Here is a 19,597-nt window from a genome sequence, read left to right on the forward strand (position 1 = left end):
TAGGCTTGCCGATCGCCGGGTTGGCCTGGGCATGGAATTGGCCCGCGACGGTTGGGGAAGCCAGTTCCAGCATTTTGCCTTGGTCCTCGCCCCGAAGGAGATCTACCCGTGAGTAGCGTGGCTTTTTCCGCATTGATGCAGATGGCTTTGTTGGTTGCCGTGTCTGTCAATACCGCTTCGAATGGCACCCAGTCGATCGGCCCGTCAACGAATGGAGATGTTACGAATAATGTTGCCGCATCCAGCCCGGCGGGTGGCAATTCAGCGGTTGGCAATTCGGCCAATTCAGTGGTTAATCATAGTGCGGCCGGGACGTATGCGGCCGCTTATCAAGACACGCAAGACAGCGGCAAGCCGTTGGTGGTGTTGGTGGGGGCCACATGGTGCCCGGCCTGCCAGGGGATGAAAACTTCCACGATGCCGGAAGTGGCGGCAAAGGGGGAACTGCGGCACGTGGCGTTTGCCTATGTGAATACCGACGCCCAAAGCGATTTGGCGGGCAAGCTGATGGAAGGCAATTTAATACCGCAACTGGTGATGTACCAGAAAGCCGGCGATGGGTGGACGCTAAAGCGGCTGGTGGGCGCGCAAAGCGTAGAAGCGGTGGAAGAGTTCTTGGGGCCTGCGGCGAAGCAAGATGTGGCTGTGAAGGATAACGGCCCGAAGGATACTGCCGCAACCAAGGAATCAACCGTTAAGACACCAACGGCAACGAATCCGGCGACAAAAGCCCCTGCCTCTACGCAGCAATCGTCGGCCGGCAACCGTTCGACCCCGACGGGTTAAGTGAAGAACTGTGGAAAGTCGATTATTGGAAGCCTACGGTTTCTCCGCCTGCGCGGGTGGCGAGCCACTGGAAAACCCAATAATCGACTTCATACCGCAAAGTATGAATTGCGCCGTCAGCGGTTAAAAAGTTGACCGCATCGGGATGGTAGCTCCAAAAGTGAAATTTGTGCGGATCGTCGTAAGCGTTGCCTTCCACGAGGCCATCACTGGTGCTGCATAGATTATCGCCGTTGCCGGTGCCGTCGCCATAGCCGCAGTAGGGCCACCCCCAATAATCATTGGATATGCCGCGCTCGCCCATGATTAGAGTGTTAGAAAGTCCGTCAGTGATTTTGGGAATACTGATGGGAGGGCCATACAACAAAATGCCGTCGTTGGCTGTTGCCAGCGTTCCCATGACACCCAGGTAATCAGTGCAACCGTGATGTCCCGCATATTGCGTGGGGTCGTACCAAATGAAACCCGCAAGGGGATCGTCAGGGCACATGTCAACGGGTTGAACTTGGTTACCAGGGTCTTGTCCCGCCGGCAGAGCGTTGCAGGCTCGAAAGCAATCCGGTAAGTAGGTGTAGTCTATGTATTGGAAAATGCTCTGGCACTCTAAATAAGGCAGTAGTCTCGATTGAAATCCCCACCACCTCTTCGGAACATTCCCAATGGGGAATGCATGATTCACATTATGAAACTGGTGTAGCGCTAAACCATACTGCTTGAGGTTATTTTGGCACTGCGTTTTACGGGCGGTTTCTCTGGACCATTGAATGGCCGGCATCAAGAGGCTGATTAGCAGTCCAATGATGGCGATGACAATTAACAACTCGACAAGAGTGAACCCGTATTTTTTTGACGGTGTTCGACGCATGGCAGCAGACTTAAATGTGTTTAGGGTTCCAACGTGAAGTTATATTGATTTACGTTTGCGGTCAGATTGGCGGTCAATTTCCACTCTGTTTTGACTTCAGTTTTGCTCTCAGCGGAATTTTGCTTGGCGGTGTCAATTTTCGTGTCGTTGGTGTTGGGCGTCGGAATTCTATTTTTGGCAGCAGTCCGCCTGACGATTACCTTGTGGGGACCAACTGCTGGTCCATTGTTTTCGTCGAATTGATATTTGCCGTCGGTCAGCGTGGCCATTGCGGCGGGGCCTGAACTGCCGTCGTCGGGGATGAAACTGATTGAGCCATTCAACTTTTCACCGCTGATCGTTGTCACCGTTCCGTGGATGGGCAATCGTGGAAGATGATTCTCCGAATGACAACCAGCAAGTGGCATTCCAACAACGAAATAAAATAACCAAACAATGATCCGTGGGCGGCTTTCGACCCACTCCGCTAGAACGGCCATTGCTCTCGGCAAACCTTGGAAAATTCACGCCCCTTGAATCGCTGACCAAGCTTCATTTAAGCCGCCAATTTCAGGAAAGGCAAGGGTTTTGAAGCGGCTGCATTGAACGCCGGGTTCTACGCCAAGCTCAATGGGATATTAGGTAGGCCGGGCGGTGCGGCCGCGCTGGGGGAGGTTGGCGTCCAATTCGTAACGGTCGATTTTGCGGTCCAGCGTGGAGCGTTCGATTCCTAAAATGCGGGCGGTTTGGCTTTTGTTCCAATTGGTGGCGTTCAGCGTGGCGTGAATGTGACGCCGCTCCAGTTCTTCCAGCGACATGGGCTCGAACATGTCGGCGGGGTTGGGGACGACTTCGGCGGTATCGCCGGCGGTGGAAAGTTTGGAAAGGGTGAGGTCTTCCACTTCGATGAATTCGCCGCGGGTGAGCACGACGGCGCGTTCGACCACGTTTTTCAATTCGCGGACGTTGCCGGGCCAGCGGTAGCGGAGCAATTGATCCATGGCTTCGGGGGAGAAGCCGCGAATTTTGCGGCCGGTTTCGGCGTTGAATTTGGCCAGAAAGTGCAAGCCGAGTTCGGCGATGTCTTCGGGCCGTTTGCGCAAGGCGGGGACAAAGATTTCGAGCACGTGCAGTCGGAAGAACAGATCGCGGCGGAAGAGTCCCTCGGCGACGGCCCGTTCCAAATCGCGATTGGTGGCGGCGATGACGCGGACGTCGCACTGGATGGGGTCGCTGCCGCCGACACGTTCGAAGGCATGCCCTTCCAAGACGCGAAGGAACTTGGCTTGAATGGTGGGGGTCATTTCGCCAATTTCGTCCAGCATGAGGGTGCCGCCGTCGGCGGCTTCGAACTTGCCGATTTTGCGTTCGGTAGCGCCGGTGAATGCGCCGCGTTCGTGGCCGAACAGTTCGCTTTCCAGCAGGCTTTCGGACAAGGCGGCGCAGTTGAGGACGCAAAACGGACCTTTTTTTCGGGGACTGGAAAAGTGGATGGCGCGGGCGACCAATTCTTTGCCGACGCCGCTTTCGCCGCGGATCAGGACAGTGGCGCGGTTGGGCGCGGCGCGGCTGATGTCGCGCTGCACTTTGTTCATAACGAGGCTGGAGCCGATGATTTCGCTTTCGACGCCGAGGAGTTCGCGGAGTTGGAGGTTTTCGTCGCGGATTTGCGTTAAATCTTCGGCTAATTCCAGGCGTCGGCTGAGGTTTTCCATGGCGACGGCCAGGGTATCGGCCACGGCCAGGGTGAATTCCAAATCTTCGGGGTCGGGAATGCGTTCGGGGCGGGTGGAATACAAGTGGATGAGCCCCAGCGGGCGTTCGTTTTTGCGGATGGGCGCGCACAAGATGCTGGTGGCGTGAAATTCTCCCTTGCTGTCACGGATGGAAAGGGCGCTGTCGCCCATGACGTTTCGAGCGAGGACGGCTTCGCCTTCGCGGAGCACGGTGGCGGCGACGAAGTTGGAGACGCGTTGATAATTCAAATCGGAATCGGTGCGGGAAGCGATGACTTCCAAATCGGCGGCGGTGGGATCGGCTTTCATGAAGCGCGGCAACAACAATACGGCGCCGGCATCGGCGTGAGTGGCTTCGAACAGTCCGGCCAGGGCGACGCGTGCCACGGAGGGCTGATCGGGCGCTTTGGCCATTTCAAAAGCGATGCGACACAGTTGTGCGGCGGCGCGGCCGACTTTGGGAATGGCTTCGTCCTCGCCGGCTTCGGGAGCGAGGAAGCGAGTTTGTCCTCGGCGGTGAGTAATTTTGGTGGCCTCGGATTCTGGTTCTGACAGCACGTTGGATTCGTCCACACTGGCGGCCAAAATTGTGTCGTCGGGCCTGACGCCTTCTTTGGACGCCGTGCCGGAGGAATCGGGGAAAGCGGAGGCCAGGTCGTGGACGAAGGCCATTTGCGAATGGCCGATGCGAACGATCTCGCCGGGCTGCAGCAGATAGTCGCCGTGAACGCGTTGGCTACCGACCAGTGTGCCGTTTCGGCTTTCCAAATCGCGCAGGACCCAGCGCTCCTGCGAGTAAAAAATTTCGGCATGGGCGCGGCTGCAGCGTTCGTCTTTCACGACAATTTGATTGGTAGGCGAGCGGCCGATTGTGACCGATTGTCCGGGCATCAGCCGGAAGACATCGGTCCACTTGGAACCTTCGCGAATTACGAGGTACGCTAACATTTCAGATAAGACCCCTGCCGGAATTCAAGTGCCGATAGCACCAAGAGTTGGCAACGATTGATTATAACCAGTCGGAGGCAAAAGTGTTGCATTTTTCAACAGGTTGGGAGGGGGGCGATTACCGGTGGATGCAGCAATTTGAGGCAAACGGTTGTTTCAGCCCTGAAAACAGAGGGTTCTTGGGCCGGGGATCGGCCACTGGGAGCGTGCAGCAGGGTGTTGCGGGGCCAGAGTTTAGCACCGCCGCATATGGAGCAGGAAGTTTGCTACCCATCGGGGCAGAGATTAACATAACAAGTGGTTTGCTTGGGCCGAATTCAGCGCCCCCCTCTCAGGCGGTCGCCACGGAAGTACTAAGCGGTTCCAGCGATTGCTGATTGGGGTGAGCGCGAACAAAATCAACACTGGGGAGCGGAGTTGGTCCGCCGTTTTCGTCGGCTGCAATCCAAGTTTCCTGTGTTTTTTCGCAGAAGAGGAGCAATTACATGAGCGTCGCGCGCACAAACCGTTGCACAAAACTTTCGAGCGTGGTTGCCGTGCTGCTTATCGCCGGCCTGGGAACGGCAACCCTCCGTGAAGCCGCGGCACAAACCACCGGCGGAACCACCATTAACATTAACAACACTACCAACACGGGCACCGGCACCGGCTCCACCACGTTTCCGTCGGTTTTAGTTCCGGGTGTGGTGGGTGGTGTTTCGGTGAATGTGGACGGTGTGCTCAAGCAACAAGATGCCACGCAGCGCGAGCAAGTGTTGGATGCACGTCGCAAGGCGCTGCAGCAAGTGCCAGGCGATTTGAATCAGCCCACCAAGTTGCGAATGATTTCGCTCCGTAAGCTGGACGAAGCGATTCAGCATTGTGCCCAGACGGGTCAACCGCTGCCGGACGACATACGTTACCTGGCCGGGTTGCAACGCGTTCAATATGTGTTTGTGTTTCCGGAGCAACACGATGTGGTGTTGGCCGGCCCGGCGGAAGGTTGGAAAGTGAATGAGCAGGGGGAAGTGGTGGGCAACGTTTCGGGGCGGCCGGTACTGCAACTGGACGACCTGGTCGTGGCGCTGCGCAGCGCCGATGCGGCGCGCAACGGTGGCATTAGTGTGTCGATTGATCCCACGGCGGAAGGCATGCAGCGGTTAAACACGTTTTTGGCACAACAAACCGTGGTGAAAAACAACATCGAGAAGATCGCCGGCTCGATGGAAGAAGCGCTCGGTCCGCAAAACATAACGCTGCACGGCGTGCCGGACACCAGCCGGTTTGCCAATGTGTTGGTGATGGCCGATTATCGCATGAAGCGGTTGGGGATGAACATGGATCCGTCGCCGGTAAAGGGGATGCCCAGCTATTTGGAAATGGTAAGCCCGACGGTGCACAGCGTGCAAACGCCGCGGTGGTGGCTGGCGCCGAAGTACGATCCGCTCGCCACCGACGGCGAAGGACTGGCCTGGGAAATTCGCGGCCCCGGCGTGCAGTGCATGTCGGAAGAAGATTTTTTCACCGCCAGCGGCCAGCGTCAAGTCAACGCTGTAAAGAATCCGACGGCGCAGAAATGGGCCGATTCGATGACCAACCACTTCGAGGAGCTGGCGCAAAAGGATTCCGTGTTTGGCGATTTGCGTAATTGCATGGATTTGGCGGTGGCCGGGGCGCTGGTGATGAAGGAAAACTTGTTGGATAAAGTCAATTTTCATCCGCAGTTTTTGTTGAACGACAAGATGCTGGTGACGACCGGTTACAACCCGCCGAAGCAGGTCGACAGCAAGGTGAGCTTGCTGAAGAAGGGAACGAACTACGTGATCAGCGTTTCCGGCGGCGTATTACTGCTGCCGTGGGAGATTATTCAGAAGCAGGAAAAAACCGCTGAGCTGTCGCCGGCGCGCAGGGCCGCATCGGAGGCGCGGACCACGGCGGACCAGGATCACTCTGGCCGCTGGTGGTGGAACGGTTGAAGCGGCTAGCGACTAGCAATTAGCGATTAGCAATACAGCAGCGGATGTTGCTCAGCCCCGGTCGCCCGACCGGGGTTTTTTATTGGCGTCGTCGCACGCGCGAGAAATCGTAAAGTAGCAGCAGATTTTGCGCGGTGTATTTTGCGACTTTTCTCAATCATCACTTCAAACGTTGTTGCCGCCGTACAACCGCTAGCGGCAATTCTTTTGGCAATGGGCCCGCTGAATTGACAATTGCCGCTCGTTCGGTACGATGAGCGCTGCGCTTTTTCGTTGCAATCTTGCGGAATGTAGGAGGGGAATCCTTTCCCCGACGGAAGTGTTCAATCGGCGAAGGGATTCGCCTCCTACAACGTTCGATCATATCAACTCAATGGAGTGCCCCATGACCCAGCTCGAATCGGCTCGCGAAGGCCACATTACGCCCGAAATGGAATTCGTCGCAAAGCGTGAAGCTTTGTCGCCGGAGTTGATTCGTCGTGAGGTGGCCCGGGGCCGGTTGGTTATTCCGGCGAATAAAGTTCACTTGCAAAAGCGGCTGGAACCGATGGGCATCGGCGTCGCCACGAAAACCAAAATCAATGCCAACATCGGCAACTCGGCGGTCACCAGCAACGTGCAGCAGGAATTGGAAAAGCTGCACACGGCCGTACACTTTGGCGCCGACACGGTGATGGATTTGTCGACCGGGAAAGATATTGATCCGATTCGGCAGGCGATTATCGACGCCTCGCCTGTGCCAATTGGCACGGTACCGATTTATCAAATGCTGGAGGAGTTGGGCGGCAACATCGAGGAAATGAAGCCGCAACATTTTTTGGACATGGTGGAGCATCAGGCAAAGCAAGGCGTCGATTACATGACGGTACACTGCGGCGTGATGTTGGAGCATTTGCATTTGACCATGGGGCGCGTGACGGGCATCGTCAGCCGCGGCGGCAGTTTGATCGCCAAATGGATGATGACGCACCGCCAGCCGAACCCGCTGTATACGCACTTCGACGATTTGTGCGACATCATGCGCCAGTACGACGTGACATGGAGCCTGGGCGATGGTTTGCGGCCGGGCAGCATTGCCGATGCCAGCGACGCGGCGCAATTTGCCGAACTGGAAGTGCTCGGTGAATTAACTAAGCGCGGCCGTGAAAAGGGGACGCAGGTGATGGTCGAAGGTCCGGGCCACATTCCGATGGATCAAATCGAAATGAACATGCGCAAGGAAGCGGAGCAGTGCGACGAAGCGCCGTTTTATGTGCTGGGTCCGCTCGTGACCGACGTGGCCCCGGGCTACGACCACATTACCAGCGCCATTGGCGCGGCCTTGGCCGGTTGGCACGGCGCCGCCATGCTGTGCTACGTGACGCCGAAAGAACATTTGGGCTTGCCGGAGCTCGATGACGTGAAGCAAGGCGTCATCGCTTACAAGATTGCGGCCCACGCGGCCGATTTGGCGCGGCATCGGCCTGGGGCACGAGAACGTGACGATGCGCTGAGCCGGGCCCGATTTGCGTTCGATTGGAACGAGCAGTTCCGCTTGGCCCTCGATCCGGAAACCGCCCGGCGGATGCACGACGAAACCTTGCCGCAAGACACATTCAAAAGCGCCCACTTCTGCAGCATGTGCGGGCCGAAGTACTGCAGCATGAAAATCACGGAAGACATTCGGGCGATGGCGGCGGAGAAGCCGTTGGAAGTGCGGGTATCATCCAACGTCTAATTCGCAACATCTCGCAGATTGTCGGCATGATATGGTAAATCGATGTAGTATAAATTCTGAATTGCCGAAGCGTATGCATTTTGCTGCTATTGTTCGTGCATATACAGCCAGAAAAATCGCCAACGTGGAGCTTAGAAGCTTTGAAAATGAGAAATCATTTGCTGATGCCCTTAACCGAGCTGGGATGGCAATGCGCCCCGATGGAAAACGATATGATCATCAGCGGCGCATTCCTCATGCTGTACTCTGTGCAGCGACTTCGTCTCTTCGTCTGGCGGCACTCGAACGCGCCACTGATTTTGACTCTTTATTCGCAATTGTAAGCAATGCCATCGGGTCCATTCACGGCATTGGCGAGCTGACGATATATGACACTGCGCTTCGAATTGGGGCTAAACTAGGATTGTTGCCAACCCGAGTTTATCTTCACAGTGGTACAAGAAAGGGCGCGCGTGCCCTTAATCTTAATTGGCACGCGCCGTATTTAGAGGTCGGCGAGTTTCCGGCTGAATTGCAAAAACTTGCCGCTCACGAAATCGAGGATTGTTTGTGTATTTTCAAGGATCGGTTTAGGAACGTCGAATCTCGGTAGTGCGAGATTACAAATCTTCCGGTTTCAATCCAGTATGCCGGGAAATTCTGGCCAGCATGCGCGGGCCAATTTCTTCGCCATCGTGAAAAGCAAAAACATAATCGGGAAAGCCCGCGCGTTGCAAAGTGCGGTGCGAACCGGTTTGGCGTTTGATCGACCAACCAATTCGTTGAAGTGCGGCTAAGACTCGCCGCGCTTTAGTCGATGGCCACTGGCTCACGACTGCACCGCGAAGACTTCGCTCATTTCCGGCACGCTTTCACCGTGTTCTAAGCGGTCGGCCAATACGCGCAACGAAAGTGCTTTAGCCCGTTCAATGGCTTCTTGGCGCGATTTCCCATAAGCTTGCACGCCGGGTAAGTCCGGCACTTCGGCAATCCAACGACCATCTTCTTCACGTTCGACTTCAACGTTCAGCATGGTGCAGTTCTTCTCCAGCTTCGTCGCTTTTGAATAACAATCCGGTTACAAGTTAAGCATATCGTCTAGAACAGTTTGCGGCAAATTAGTATTGAATAGAAGGGAATCTAATGGGTTATCAGCTCATTGGCTGCCCGCTAAATCGCTGATTGCTCGGAGGCAGATACTTTTGCGGTATCGCTCGCCAAGTATTTAGCGCCCCACAGCCAAAACACGCCGCTTAAAAAGATGGCCAGCGAGACGGCGGCGAAACCGGCGTTCATGTTCGAACTGACAATTTCGTCGACTTTGCCAGCGGCATTCGATGCGGTCGCGGTGGAATCGCCAAAGAGCATGTTGATTTTGCCGATCAGCGGTGGGCTGATGGCGTCGCCCAGCGCGTGGATGATAAAAATGTTTAGCGCAAAGCCCGCGGCACGAATCGAGGGCTGCGTTACATTCGCCAGAATGGTGTTCGTCGGTCCGGTATTAAAAAACAAGCCGCAACAGGTGATGAATATCATGATCCAGGCTGTGGGGAATGGCACCACCAGCGCGGCCAAAAAAAACGGCAGCGCGATGAGCATTCCCCAGCCGGACACCAAAAAGTACGACCCGGGAAAACGTCCGCGCAGCTTATCACCGAGCCAGCCGCCGCTGAGCGTGGCGGCCAGACCCGTGATTACGACAATCAGGCCAAACACCCAGTTAGCGTCTGTCAGCGCCGCTTTGCGAAGTTCGGCATCGGCTGGGTCAAGCAGACCGGCATGAACTTTTCGCCAGACCAGGTATCGCGGAATCCAGAACGACAATCCACCGGTGGCAAACGTCATGGCGGTCATGCCCAGCGTGTTGTAAACGTACGAGGGAATGTGCCGCAATTGCTTGTAGTCCGATAATTTGGCGGCCGGCGAACGAGCGCTTTGACCTGGTTGCTTGCTTGCGCGTATTGTAGCGCCAGCGTGCCGCGGATCGCGCAGGAATATGGCCCATGCGCCCAGCAGTAAACCCGGCGGCACGACAATAAAAAATGCGTAGTGCCAGGTGAAACCCAAGTGCAGCACCTGCCCACCGAGCAAGTAACCCAGCGCACTGCCAACGGGAATAGCGACATAAAACCAGGCAAGCACTTGTCCGCGGCGCTCGACGGGATACAAATCGGCAATAATGGTCGGCGCGGCGGGGCCGTAGGCTGCTTCGCCAATGCCGACAAACACTCGCGTGGCCAGCATGATTGCAATGCCGGTTGCTAAACCGGTTGCGCCGCTGGCGGCGCTCCAAATCAAGACGCCCACACCGACCAGCAGCCAGCGGGAGTAGCGATCGGCCAGCCAACCGAAGACCGGCGCGAAACACATGTAACTGATGAGAAACGCCGTGGCGAGCAAACCGGTTTGGGCTTCGGTGCTGCCGAAGTCGTGCTGAATTTGGTCTTCGACCGCGGCCAACACGTAGCGGTCGATGTAGTTGAGCAAATTGATTGCCAACAGCAGCGCCAAAGCCACGCGCGCGCCAGGCAAAGCTGAGTTCCGTTTGAACGCAGATGCTTGTGTGGTGGCTGATTTCAAATCAGAATAATCTCGCGCAGAGACGCAGAGGACGCAAAGTTGGCAGGAGATCGGCAATGCCTGTAATGCACGAGAATGATATTACTGGAATTGTGATTGATGCAGCAATCGCAGTACATAAAGCTTTGGGACCAGGATTGTTGGAATCGGTCTATGAAGTTGTGCTGGCACACGAATTAAAGAAACGTGGGCTGAAATGCGAGCGGCAAGCGCCGATTCCGGTTGTTTATGACAACATTCGGTTCGACGAAGGTTTTTGCATCGATATTTTGGTTGAGGACAAAGTGATTGTAGAGCTAAAATCGGTCGAAAAGACGATTCCCGTGCATAAGAAGCAAGTTTTGACGTATCTTCGTTTAACGAATAAGCGAGTCGGCTTGCTCATCAACTTCGGCGAAGAATATCTCAAAGACGGCATTACCCGACTCGTCAATCAACTGCCCGAGTAGAAAATAATCCTTGGCCTTTCTTCGCGCCCTCTACGTCTCTGCGCGAGATCATTGTGTGGAGCGCTCGTGGGCGGCACGCACTTCGGGCAGCGGATAGTCGATGATGGGCAGGTCGAGGCCGGCGATTTCTTTGAGCCGCCGCCAGCCGCGGGTGACGAGCGATTGGCGCTGGCGGACATAGTTGGGGTCGAGCTGCCGCTTGTCGAACGCACCATCGATGACGACCGGCGCGAAATCGTCGTCGACAATAAATTGCGCCAGCGTGGGATTGCAGCGGATGTGGCGTTCGCGCAGCGTGTGGAGCGTTTCGGGATCGACTTCGCCGATGACGTAGCGCAGGTAGAGATCGCTATCGGTGATTTCGGCCACATCACCGCTGCAAACGTCGCACAGGTATCCTTCTTCGCATTTAGCCATGATGAGCATAGGCAGAAAGCAGAAGGCAAAAGGCAGAAGATGGCATTTTGCTCATTGCGAACATTGCAATTCAGATTCTATGTCAAGAGGTTGAATTGTATCATTCTGCTTTCTGCTTTCTGCTTTCTGCCTTTTGCTTTTTACAGTCCCAGCACGTCGTTCATGCCGTACAGGCCGGCGGGTTTGCCGGCGAGAAATTTGGCGGCGGCCAGCGCGCCGTGGGCGTAGCAATCGCGGTTGGTGGCTTGAACCGTGATTTCCAGCGTTTCGCCCAACAGGCCGAAAATGATGGTGTGCTCGCCCGGGTTGTCGCCGCTGCGGACAGCGTGGTAACCGATTTCTTCGTGCGGGCGCTGGCCCGGTCGGCCTTCGCGGCCATGTTGATGCTTGGTGAGGCCCATGGCGTCGGCGATGATTTGACCGAACTTCAGCGCGGTGCCGCTGGGGGCATCTTCCTTATAACGGTGGTGCCGCTCGATAATTTCCACGTCGGCGCCGCTGGGGTGCTCGGCCAGCGCGCGGCCGCAAATTTCGGCCAACCGCATGGCCAAATTCACCGTCAGGCTCATGCTAGGCGACCAGAGGAGCGGAATTTTTTGGGCCGCGGCTTCGACGGTCTTCTGCTGCTGCTCATCGAGCCCGGTGGTTGCGACGACCAGCGCGATGTTTTTCTCCAAGCACGTTTTCAAAATCGCCATGGTGGCGGCGGGAATGGAAAAATCGATCACCACATCCACGGGCACGTTCAACGTGGCGGCCAAAGGCACATTGATTTTCCGCAGCCGCGCGATAAGGCCGGCATCTTCACCGAGTTTGGAGTGCTTGGGGGAATCGAGCGCGGCGGCAATTTGCAATTCGTCATCGACGGAGCCGAGGGCAATCAGGCGTTGGCCCATGCGGCCGGCGGCTCCGTGAACGGCGATTTTGATGGGAGTGTCGAGCATGAGGAAGTGCTTCGTCGAAGAAGTGGAATTATGGATTGGAGGGACGTGCTAAGCCGCAAGCGGGTCGCTGAGCCGTTTGGATTGGATTAACTGTATAACTGGATGGCGCGGATGATTTCGTCCAAATTGTTGTTCACCGTGACGGCGCGGTTGGCGAAGGCGGCCCGTTTGACGCCGCGGCTGCCTAATACTTTGTTGAACATTTCCTGATCGGTGGTGTGGTACGCCACGGTGGCGGTGGGGTCTTTCAATTGATGGCCAGTGAGAATACAGACGATTCGCTGGTCTTTGCCAATCACCCCTTCGGCGATCAATTTTTTTGCTCCGGCTACGCTGGCGGCGCTGGCGGGTTCGCAGCCCAAGCCGCCGGCGCCCACTTGGGCTTTGGCGTCTAACATCTCCTGCTCGGTGACTTCGCGGACCACGCCGTCGCACACTTCGAGCGCCCGCAAACACTTCGTGAGGCTGACGGGCCGGTTGATTTCGATGGCGCTGGCGATGGTGTCGGCGCGGCGGCCGGCGGCGGCCAGCTCGGCATAATAAGTATTGATAATATTTTCGTCGGGCTGGCCGCCGTTCCAGCGCAGACCGCGGCGCTGGTATAATTCGAACAGTGTGTTGGCACCGGCGGCGTTGATGACGGCCAAACGGGGCACGCGGTCGATGAGGCCGATCTCTTTCATCTCGGCGAAGGCTTTGCCAAACGCGCTGGAGTTGCCGAGGTTACCGCCGGGGACGACGATCCAATCGGGCGGTTCCCAGCGGAGGGCTTCCAGCACTCGGAGCATGATGGTTTTTTGCCCTTCCAGCCGAAATGGGTTGACGCTATTCATTAAGTAAATGCCCAGCTTGGCCGAAACTTCTTTCACACGCTGCATGGCGTCGTCGAAATCGCCGGCAATTTGCACGGTGAGCGCGCCGTAATCAAGCGCCTGCGAAAGTTTCCCATATGAAATTTTGCCAGAACCGATGAAAATAATGCCTTTCATCAGCCGCGTGACAGCGCAATAGAGCGCCATCGACGCACTCGTGTTGCCGGTCGAGGCACAGGCGGCTCGCTTGGCGTTGACCAGCCGGGCATGAGTGAAGGCGGCCGCCATGCCGTTGTCTTTGAAGCTGCCCGAGGGGTTCATTCCCTCGTATTGCAAATGGAGTTGGCCACGATCCAGGCCCACGTATTTTCCGACGGCCGGAGCCAGTTGTAGCAGCGTTTGGCCTTCGCCAATGGTGACGGCCATTTCCGGCGGAGCGAAGGGGAGCAACTCGCGGAATCGCCACACGCCGCTGAAGCAGAGCGGTTCGTGCCGGCGGCTCCATTTGTTTTCGAACCATTTCAGCGAGGTCGGCGGGCGGAGGCGGTTCCAATCGTAGGCCACGTCGACCAAGTGGCCGCAATCGCAGGCCACGCGCACTTCTTCGATACCGTAAGTTTGCCCGCAACTGGGGGAAACGCAGCGTTGGAAGGCGACATCGGTTTTGGTGGCGACGCTAATGGGAACACCCTGGCAGCTAGCATGGACGGATCAAGCCATTGTATGCCGAATCATTCAGTCTAGATTAGGCTCTTACATTCTGGAAGCACAGTCGTAAACAGTGGCCCATTTAGCTGTTCATCGGTAGTGGGTCAGTTTGAAATTCCGACAGCCGCTTTTCCCGACTGACACAGTCGGGCTATGTTCAAATTGACCCACCACCTGTTCATCCGGCCCTTTGACACTTCACTGGGGCTGAGTTTATAATCGTGGTTTCGCCACAATCCAAAGGCTTCCAACCAGGGATTTTCACCGCGGGAGTACTTAATAATGAAGAAGGCTGAAGCGAAGGAATATAAAGGTTTGTTGGTCGCTTTACGGGCTCGTTTGCGGGGGGATGTCAACCAGTTGGCCGATGCCGCATTGAAAAAGAATCAATCGGAAGCCAACGGCAGCATTTCCAGCATGCCGATCCACATGGCGGACCTGGGGAGCGACAATTTCGAGCAGGAATTCAGCCTGAGCCTGATGGAAAACGACGAAGTGACGTTGGGCGCCATCGAAGCCGCGTTGGAACGAATCGAATCGGGCACGTACGGAGATTGCGAAGAATGCGGCACCAAAATCCCCAAGACCCGGCTGGAAGCCATTCCCTACACGGCGTTGTGCGTGAAGTGCGCCTCGAAAATGGAAACGCGGGGCTAAGCCCATAGGGCAGGTTTCCTCCGGTCCTTTGTTGAGTAGGTCACAGGATGGCCACGACTCCAGTCCCGGCATCGCGAATTGCGTTGTTTCTAGGGCTAATTATTGTCGGTTGTGCCGCCGACTTGGCAACCAAACATTGGATTTTCGCCAAACTGGGCATGCCGTATGAAAGCCCGCCAATTGTGCTGGCGCCCGGGGTGTTCAGCCTGACCACGAGTTTGAACGAGGGGGCCTTGTTTGGTTTGGGGCAGGGCATGACGTGGGTGTTTGCGGGGCTGTCGGTGCTGGCGGCGATGGGCATTTTTTATTGGCTGTTTTTTGCCGGCGCCGGGCACGATTGGTGGCTAACGGTGGCGCTGGGCGTTTTGATGGCGGGCATTTTCGGCAATTTGTACGATCGGTTGGGATTGCCCGGCTTGGTGTGGGAACCGCCCAATCCACGGGCCGGACAGGTGGTGCATGCGGTGCGCGATTGGCTGCATTTGGAAATCCGGAAAATTCATTTCGATTGGCCGGTGTTCAACCTGGCGGACAGCCTGCTGGTTTTGGGGGCATGCATGCTGTTCTGGCATGTGGCGTGGCGCGAGCGCAATCGTCGTGCCGCGGACAACGCGCCGGTCGATTCGGCACGGCCGAGCATTGGTTAATCGTGGGGGATGCTGCCGCGTTCTCCCCCCTCTCTTTAAGGACTTCCTTAAAATTCCCCCAAGAAACATTTGACACAGATGGCCAACCGCTCTAAAATCCCACGTTGTCCAGGGGGAATGTGGCTGAGTGGAGTTTCAAGTGGGATTGGAATCCTCTTGGCCAACTCATGAGATCATTCATCGATTTTCGTAAAGACTCTTTGGCCCATGTGCTGAAAGGAGGTGCCTGCATGAGCGTCGCTCCTTCAAGCGCCGCCCCGAGAGCCGCCGCCGTTGCGAAGGTTGGGGAATAAGCTCGGCTGCTGTTCTCGTTCCTATCCGTGCCTCGTTGTTTTCGCTTGTTGTCAAACCACGGCAAGATTGTGGGCCATGATTGCTTGTCAGCATGACGCAATCGCAAGGACGACCAGCGGGAGCCCGACGAATTTGGGTAAAATGCTCCCCGCCGTACTTCGATTTGTCTGATGAGCAACAAATGCCGTTGTGAGTAGGGATCTCGCAAGCGATCTACGCACATAGTGCTGGCTCCCGATCGTAGACGCAAAGGCACTCCGATGAAACTTTCGCGCACCGTCGGGTACGCGCTGCAGGCCACCTTGCAATTGGCCGAAGCCGAACCCGGCACGCCGGTTCCCTGCAGTCAACTGGCCGCACAGGGCAAGATGCCAGAGCGGTTTTTGCTGCAGATTCTTCGCAATTTAGTCACGCATGGAATTTTGCACTCCACCCGCGGCGTGGACGGCGGGTATACCCTGGAGCGCAAGCCCGAGGATATTTCGCTCTTGGACCTGATCGAAGCGATCGACGGTCCGGTGCTAGCGCACGCACCGTTGGCCGAGGGGCTCCCGCCGGAATCGGTGGAGCAGCTTTCCTCGGCGCTGCAACAGGTGACCGCGTTGGCCCGCAAGCAATTAGGCGGCATCAAAATTTCCTCGCTGGTGCCGCCGCAGCGGAAAGGAATTAATGGCAGCAAGGAGGAATGGCCGGGATGAGGTTCTGAGAGTCGAGGGAACGTTTCGCCGCGACGAGCAAACGGGCATGTCGCAGCGCAGTGCGGTAGCAGGATGCACCGGAGCGGTATCCGGCTTTCCTGTACGCTCGGCGGCGGTTAATCTGGACGGAATGAGCGACGCGCTTTCCGACCGTTTGAAATTGGCTGTCGATGCCGCCCGTGAGGCCGGCGCGCTGACGCTGCGCTATTTTCGCCGCGGCGATTTACAGGTTGATTTGAAGCACGACGCCTCGCCGGTGACCGTGGCCGATCGGGAATCGGAGCAATTGCTTCGCCGGCGCATTGCCGCCGCCTTTCCCGAGGACGGCATTTTGGGGGAAGAATTCGGCGAGCAGTCGGGCACAAGCGGTTACCGCTGGATTTTGGACCCCATCGACGGGACCAAATCGTTCATCCACGGCGTGCCGCTGTATGCAGTGTTGATCGGCGTCGAACAATCGTTTAATGATTCATCGAGCCGCGGTGCTGAGTTTAGCCGCGACGCGCAGTCTGCGGAGCGGAGCGCGAACTCCACCAGCGAAATCGGGGTCATCTACTTGCCCGCCACGGACGAAATGGTGTATGCCGCCGCAGGGCAGGGGGCCTGGTATGTGCGCGGCAAGGCAGCGCCGGCGCCGGCCAAAGTTTCCCAGAAAAAAACCTTAACAGAGGGTTTGTTCCTCACCAGCGGGTTAACGGGGTTTCATAAGCGCGGCGGCTGGCCGGCCTTCGAGCGGTTGACGAAGGCCGCCAAACTCACCCGCACCTGGGGCGATGCCTTCGGTTACATGCTGGTCGCAACCGGACGAGCCGAAGCGATGGTCGACCCGGTGATGAACGTCTGGGACGCCGCCGCCCTGTTGCCGATTTTGCAAGAAGCCGGCGGCACGTTCACCGATTGGCAAGGCCGCCCCACCATTCACAGCGGCGAAGGCATCGCCACAAACGGGTTGGTTCTCGACGAAGTGCTGCGGCTGGTGAAATGAGAGGCAATTTACGCTTTCAGTTCGCCCTTGTTCGCCGTGGCTGAACCGATATACTGGTTAGTTCGTCATTTATCGACACAACAGACTTAGAACGCTCGAGGTTGCAGATGGCTCGTCACTGTGCAGTTTGCGGCAAATCGGCCACGATGGGAAACCGCGTCACCACCCGCGGTAAGGCCAAGTATTTGGGCGGCGTGGGGACCAAAGTCACGGGCATTGCCCGGCGGCAGTTCAAGCCGAACTTGCAGCGGCTGCGCGTGACCGTGGGCAAATCGAACACCAGCATGCTGGTCTGCACCCGCTGCATTCGCCGCGGCTCGGTGACCAAGCTGGTCCGCCGCGCTCCGTTCAAACTGACCATGCAAGGAGGCAAGGGAGCGAAAGCGGCGGCGGCGGCGAGTTGAGGGTTGTCGATTAGCGCTGCCAGCGCGACCAACGGTCGCGGCTTTATGGAATTTATTTCAAGTGCAAGCCCATGGGTTGCACGTTTACACGCAACACAAACATGGCACTCATCCGGCAAGATGTGGAAAAGGTTTCGCTCTTGGGCCGGCTGCTGCTGAACCCGGAAGAGTTGGACCGCCTGACCACGCAATTGGGCGGCATTGTGGCGTACATCGAACAGTTGGCCGAACTGGACGAGGAGATCAAAGCCAAACAGGTGCAGCCCATGGCCCATGCCGTGGAAATGACCAACGTGTTTCGGGCCGACGAAGTGCAGCCATCGCTCGATCGAGCCCAGGCTTTGGCCAATGCTCCGCAGCATGACGAACAGTTCTATTTGGTCCCCGCCGTGCTAGGCGAATAGGGACGCAGGATGTAGGATTTTGGGCGCGAGCGCTTAATTTTGTCGCTGGTCAAATTCTACATCCTACTTCCTAAATCCTACTTTCTTCTCCATGTCGCTGACTGATCGCACCGCTGCTGAACTGCTGGCCGATTTGAACGCCCGGCGTGTCTCGTCGGCCGAAGTGACGCAGGCCTTCATCGAGCAAATCGAACAGCACGATGGCCAGGTCAAAGCGTTTTTGCGCTACGATGCCGCTGCGGCACTGAAGCGCGCCAAAGAAATTGACCAGCGGCGCGCCAAGGGGCTGCCGATTGGCCTGCTCGGCGGCTTGCCGGTGGCGGTGAAGGATTTGATTTGCACCCAAGGCGAACTGACGACCTGCGCCTCGAAAATGTTGGCCGACTTCAAAGCGCCCTACGATGCGGCCATTATCGAAAAACTGCATGCCGCCGACGCCGTGTTCCTGGGCCGCACCAACATGGACGAGTTCGCCATGGGGGGCTCTAACGAAAACTCGGCGTTTTTTCCGACGAGCAATCCGTGGAATTTGGAGTGCATTCCCGGCGGCTCCAGCGGGGGCGCGGCGGCCTGCGTGGCCGCACGGATGGCGTGTCTTTCGATCGGCACCGACACGGGCGGGTCGATTCGCCAACCGGCCGGTCTGTGCGGCGTGACCGGCATGAAACCGACGTATGGTCGAGTGAGCCGATACGGACTGGTTGCGTTTGCCAGCAGCTTGGATCAAATCGGCCCGCTGGCGCGGACGGCAGAAGATGCGGCATTGTTGCTCGAAGCAATTGCCGGGCACGATGCGCGCGATTCAACTTCTGTCACCACGCCGGTACCGCCGTATTCGAAAACCGTGCGCGAGCCGCTGAAGGGATTGAAGCTAGGACTGGTGCGCGAACATTTCGGGCCGGGCCTCGACGGCGAAGTGGAGCAAGCCGTGCGCGAAGCGTTCAAAGTGTATCAATCGCTGGGCGCGCAGGTGAAAGAGCTTTCGATGCCGCACGCCAAATACGGCGTGGCCACGTATTACATTATCGCCCCGTGCGAAGCCTCCAGCAATTTGGCCCGTTACGACGGCGTGCATTACGGCTATCGCACCGACGTGGCGAAAATGAACGCTCGCCTGGCCGACGAAGCCAAGCAATTGCAAGCGGCCGGGAACAAAGCCGCACTGGCAGATTTGGACAACTCTCTGGTGCGCATGTATCGGCAATCTCGGGCCGAAGGTTTTGGCCCGGAAGTGAAACGCCGCATCATGCTGGGCACATACGCGCTGAGCGCCGGATATTACGACGCCTATTATCTCAAAGCTCTGAAAGTGCGGCGGCTGATTCGCCAGGATTACGACGATGCGTTCAAAGAGGTCGATTTAATCGCCGGACCGGTGACCAGCACGCCGGCTTTCAAAATCGGCGAGAAAAGCGACGATCCGCTGGCGATGTACCTGGTCGATTTGTACACGGTGAGCCTGAATCTGGCGGGCCTGGGGGGCATCGCTTTCCCGTGCGGATTCAGCAGCGGCGGCCTGCCGATTGGCCTGCAACTGCAGGGCCCCGCGCTGGAAGAAGAAAGACTGCTGCGCGCGGCCCACATGTTTCAAACCGTCACCGACTGGCACACGCGCAAACCGCCGCTGTGAAAT

The 19,597-nt window shown here is 57.1% G+C and carries 21 protein-coding genes; 12 read left to right on the forward strand and 9 right to left on the reverse strand.

The window, feature by feature from the left end; genetic code table 11:
- The first annotated feature begins 108 nt into the window (after nt 1-108).
- Nucleotides 109-786, forward strand: coding sequence for a thioredoxin family protein (locus VMJ32_06805; protein ID HTQ38718.1), 678 nt, complete (start codon nt 109-111; stop codon nt 784-786).
- A 22-nt stretch (nt 787-808) separates the two neighbouring features.
- Here VMJ32_06805 and VMJ32_06810 read toward each other — a convergent pair whose 3' ends face one another.
- From VMJ32_06810 to VMJ32_06820, 3 genes are all read right to left on the reverse strand, one after another.
- Nucleotides 809-1,651 (reverse strand): DUF1559 domain-containing protein, encoded by an 843-nt coding sequence (locus VMJ32_06810; protein ID HTQ38719.1) that lies wholly within the window; start codon nt 1,649-1,651, stop codon nt 809-811.
- 20 nt (nt 1,652-1,671) lie between these two features.
- A complete protein-coding gene (locus VMJ32_06815) occupies nt 1,672-2,016 on the reverse strand; it encodes a hypothetical protein (protein ID HTQ38720.1) in 345 nt (114 codons plus the stop codon).
- A gap of 252 nt (nt 2,017-2,268) precedes the next feature.
- Nucleotides 2,269-4,314, reverse strand: a complete 2,046-nt coding sequence (locus VMJ32_06820) for a sigma 54-interacting transcriptional regulator (GenBank protein HTQ38721.1) — start codon at nt 4,312-4,314, stop codon at nt 2,269-2,271.
- A 485-nt stretch (nt 4,315-4,799) separates the two neighbouring features.
- Between VMJ32_06820 and VMJ32_06825 the strand changes: the two genes are divergently transcribed.
- The 3 genes from VMJ32_06825 (at nt 4,800) to VMJ32_06835 (ending at nt 8,578) form a co-directional block, all read left to right on the forward strand.
- Nucleotides 4,800-6,269, forward strand: a complete 1,470-nt coding sequence (locus tag VMJ32_06825; GenBank protein HTQ38722.1) for a DUF1598 domain-containing protein — start codon at nt 4,800-4,802, stop codon at nt 6,267-6,269.
- 385 nt (nt 6,270-6,654) lie between these two features.
- Complete coding sequence (gene thiC, locus VMJ32_06830) at nt 6,655-7,986, forward strand: phosphomethylpyrimidine synthase ThiC (protein HTQ38723.1); 1,332 nt, start codon at nt 6,655-6,657, stop codon at nt 7,984-7,986.
- A 73-nt stretch (nt 7,987-8,059) separates the two neighbouring features.
- Complete coding sequence (locus VMJ32_06835; GenBank protein ID HTQ38724.1) at nt 8,060-8,578, forward strand: hypothetical protein; 519 nt, start codon at nt 8,060-8,062, stop codon at nt 8,576-8,578.
- A 7-nt stretch (nt 8,579-8,585) separates the two neighbouring features.
- On the opposite strand, the gene VMJ32_06840 is transcribed toward VMJ32_06835, so the two are convergent.
- The 3 genes from VMJ32_06840 to VMJ32_06850 form a co-directional block, all read right to left on the reverse strand.
- A complete protein-coding gene (locus tag VMJ32_06840; protein HTQ38725.1) occupies nt 8,586-8,798 on the reverse strand; it encodes a type II toxin-antitoxin system HicA family toxin in 213 nt (70 codons plus the stop codon).
- Nucleotides 8,795-8,998 (reverse strand): type II toxin-antitoxin system HicB family antitoxin, encoded by a 204-nt coding sequence (locus VMJ32_06845; protein ID HTQ38726.1) that lies wholly within the window; start codon nt 8,996-8,998, stop codon nt 8,795-8,797. The genes VMJ32_06840 and VMJ32_06845 overlap by 4 nt, the downstream gene beginning before the upstream one ends.
- A 137-nt stretch (nt 8,999-9,135) precedes the next feature.
- Nucleotides 9,136-10,497, reverse strand: coding sequence for an MFS transporter (locus tag VMJ32_06850; GenBank protein HTQ38727.1), 1,362 nt, complete (start codon nt 10,495-10,497; stop codon nt 9,136-9,138).
- A 104-nt stretch (nt 10,498-10,601) separates the two neighbouring features.
- On the opposite strand from VMJ32_06850, the gene VMJ32_06855 reads away from it, so the two are divergent.
- Entirely contained in the window at nt 10,602-10,994 is a 393-nt protein-coding gene (locus VMJ32_06855; protein HTQ38728.1) for a GxxExxY protein, read from the forward strand.
- Nucleotides 10,995-11,042: 48 nt separating this feature from the next.
- Here VMJ32_06855 and VMJ32_06860 read toward each other — a convergent pair whose 3' ends face one another.
- The 3 genes from VMJ32_06860 to thrC all read right to left on the reverse strand — a co-directional run bounded on the left by VMJ32_06860 (nt 11,043) and on the right by thrC (nt 13,761).
- The gene (locus VMJ32_06860) at nt 11,043-11,411 is read right to left on the reverse strand and encodes a hypothetical protein (protein ID HTQ38729.1); all 369 of its coding nucleotides are present in this window, start codon (nt 11,409-11,411) and stop codon (nt 11,043-11,045) included.
- Between the two features lie 140 nt (nt 11,412-11,551).
- Nucleotides 11,552-12,355: a 4-hydroxy-tetrahydrodipicolinate reductase gene (gene dapB, locus VMJ32_06865; protein ID HTQ38730.1), complete on the reverse strand. Its 804-nt coding sequence runs from the start codon at nt 12,353-12,355 to the stop codon at nt 11,552-11,554.
- Nucleotides 12,356-12,441: 86 nt separating this feature from the next.
- The gene (thrC, locus tag VMJ32_06870; GenBank protein HTQ38731.1) at nt 12,442-13,761 is read right to left on the reverse strand and encodes a threonine synthase; all 1,320 of its coding nucleotides are present in this window, start codon (nt 13,759-13,761) and stop codon (nt 12,442-12,444) included.
- A 396-nt stretch (nt 13,762-14,157) separates the two neighbouring features.
- Here thrC and VMJ32_06875 point away from each other — a divergent pair, with 396 nt between their 5' ends.
- From VMJ32_06875 to gatA, 7 genes are all read left to right on the forward strand, one after another.
- Nucleotides 14,158-14,532 carry a TraR/DksA C4-type zinc finger protein gene (locus tag VMJ32_06875; GenBank protein HTQ38732.1) on the forward strand — a complete coding sequence of 125 codons (375 nt, stop codon included), beginning with the start codon at nt 14,158-14,160 and terminating at the stop codon, nt 14,530-14,532.
- Between the two features lie 47 nt (nt 14,533-14,579).
- Nucleotides 14,580-15,179 carry a signal peptidase II gene (locus VMJ32_06880; GenBank protein HTQ38733.1) on the forward strand — a complete coding sequence of 200 codons (600 nt, stop codon included), beginning with the start codon at nt 14,580-14,582 and terminating at the stop codon, nt 15,177-15,179.
- Between the two features lie 554 nt (nt 15,180-15,733).
- Complete coding sequence (locus VMJ32_06885) at nt 15,734-16,171, forward strand: Rrf2 family transcriptional regulator (GenBank protein ID HTQ38734.1); 438 nt, start codon at nt 15,734-15,736, stop codon at nt 16,169-16,171.
- Between the two features lie 46 nt (nt 16,172-16,217).
- Complete coding sequence (locus tag VMJ32_06890) at nt 16,218-17,156, forward strand: inositol monophosphatase family protein (protein HTQ38735.1); 939 nt, start codon at nt 16,218-16,220, stop codon at nt 17,154-17,156.
- 107 nt (nt 17,157-17,263) lie between these two features.
- On the forward strand, nt 17,264-17,560 hold the full coding sequence (gene rpmB / locus VMJ32_06895) for a 50S ribosomal protein L28 (GenBank protein ID HTQ38736.1): 297 nt from the start codon (nt 17,264-17,266) through the stop codon (nt 17,558-17,560).
- A 71-nt stretch (nt 17,561-17,631) separates the two neighbouring features.
- On the forward strand, nt 17,632-17,964 hold the full coding sequence (gene gatC, locus VMJ32_06900; protein ID HTQ38737.1) for an Asp-tRNA(Asn)/Glu-tRNA(Gln) amidotransferase subunit GatC: 333 nt from the start codon (nt 17,632-17,634) through the stop codon (nt 17,962-17,964).
- A gap of 91 nt (nt 17,965-18,055) precedes the next feature.
- Complete coding sequence (gatA, locus tag VMJ32_06905; protein HTQ38738.1) at nt 18,056-19,594, forward strand: Asp-tRNA(Asn)/Glu-tRNA(Gln) amidotransferase subunit GatA; 1,539 nt, start codon at nt 18,056-18,058, stop codon at nt 19,592-19,594.
- Nucleotides 19,595-19,597 lie beyond the last annotated feature (3 nt).

Source organism: Pirellulales bacterium (assembly GCA_035499655.1).
GTDB lineage: Bacteria > Planctomycetota > Planctomycetia > Pirellulales > JADZDJ01 > DATJYL01.

Excerpts from the sequence above, each read along its gene's own strand:
- VMJ32_06810 (HTQ38719.1), bottom strand. The coding sequence starts at position 1,651 with ATGCGTCGAACACCGTCAAAAAAATACGGGTTCACTCTTGTCGAGTTG.
- VMJ32_06820 (HTQ38721.1), bottom strand. The coding sequence starts at position 4,314 with ATGTTAGCGTACCTCGTAATTCGCGAAGGTTCCAAGTGGACCGATGTC.
- VMJ32_06825 (HTQ38722.1), top strand. The coding sequence starts at position 4,800 with ATGAGCGTCGCGCGCACAAACCGTTGCACAAAACTTTCGAGCGTGGTT.
- thiC (HTQ38723.1), top strand. The coding sequence starts at position 6,655 with ATGACCCAGCTCGAATCGGCTCGCGAAGGCCACATTACGCCCGAAATG.
- VMJ32_06835 (HTQ38724.1), top strand. The coding sequence starts at position 8,060 with ATGCATTTTGCTGCTATTGTTCGTGCATATACAGCCAGAAAAATCGCC.
- VMJ32_06845 (HTQ38726.1), bottom strand. The coding sequence starts at position 8,998 with ATGCTGAACGTTGAAGTCGAACGTGAAGAAGATGGTCGTTGGATTGCC.
- VMJ32_06855 (HTQ38728.1), top strand. The coding sequence starts at position 10,602 with ATGCCTGTAATGCACGAGAATGATATTACTGGAATTGTGATTGATGCA.
- VMJ32_06860 (HTQ38729.1), bottom strand. The coding sequence starts at position 11,411 with ATGGCTAAATGCGAAGAAGGATACCTGTGCGACGTTTGCAGCGGTGAT.
- dapB (HTQ38730.1), bottom strand. The coding sequence starts at position 12,355 with ATGCTCGACACTCCCATCAAAATCGCCGTTCACGGAGCCGCCGGCCGC.
- VMJ32_06875 (HTQ38732.1), top strand. The coding sequence starts at position 14,158 with ATGAAGAAGGCTGAAGCGAAGGAATATAAAGGTTTGTTGGTCGCTTTA.
- VMJ32_06880 (HTQ38733.1), top strand. The coding sequence starts at position 14,580 with ATGGCCACGACTCCAGTCCCGGCATCGCGAATTGCGTTGTTTCTAGGG.
- VMJ32_06885 (HTQ38734.1), top strand. The coding sequence starts at position 15,734 with ATGAAACTTTCGCGCACCGTCGGGTACGCGCTGCAGGCCACCTTGCAA.
- VMJ32_06890 (HTQ38735.1), top strand. The coding sequence starts at position 16,218 with ATGTCGCAGCGCAGTGCGGTAGCAGGATGCACCGGAGCGGTATCCGGC.
- rpmB (HTQ38736.1), top strand. The coding sequence starts at position 17,264 with ATGGCTCGTCACTGTGCAGTTTGCGGCAAATCGGCCACGATGGGAAAC.
- gatC (HTQ38737.1), top strand. The coding sequence starts at position 17,632 with ATGGGTTGCACGTTTACACGCAACACAAACATGGCACTCATCCGGCAA.
- gatA (HTQ38738.1), top strand. The coding sequence starts at position 18,056 with ATGTCGCTGACTGATCGCACCGCTGCTGAACTGCTGGCCGATTTGAAC.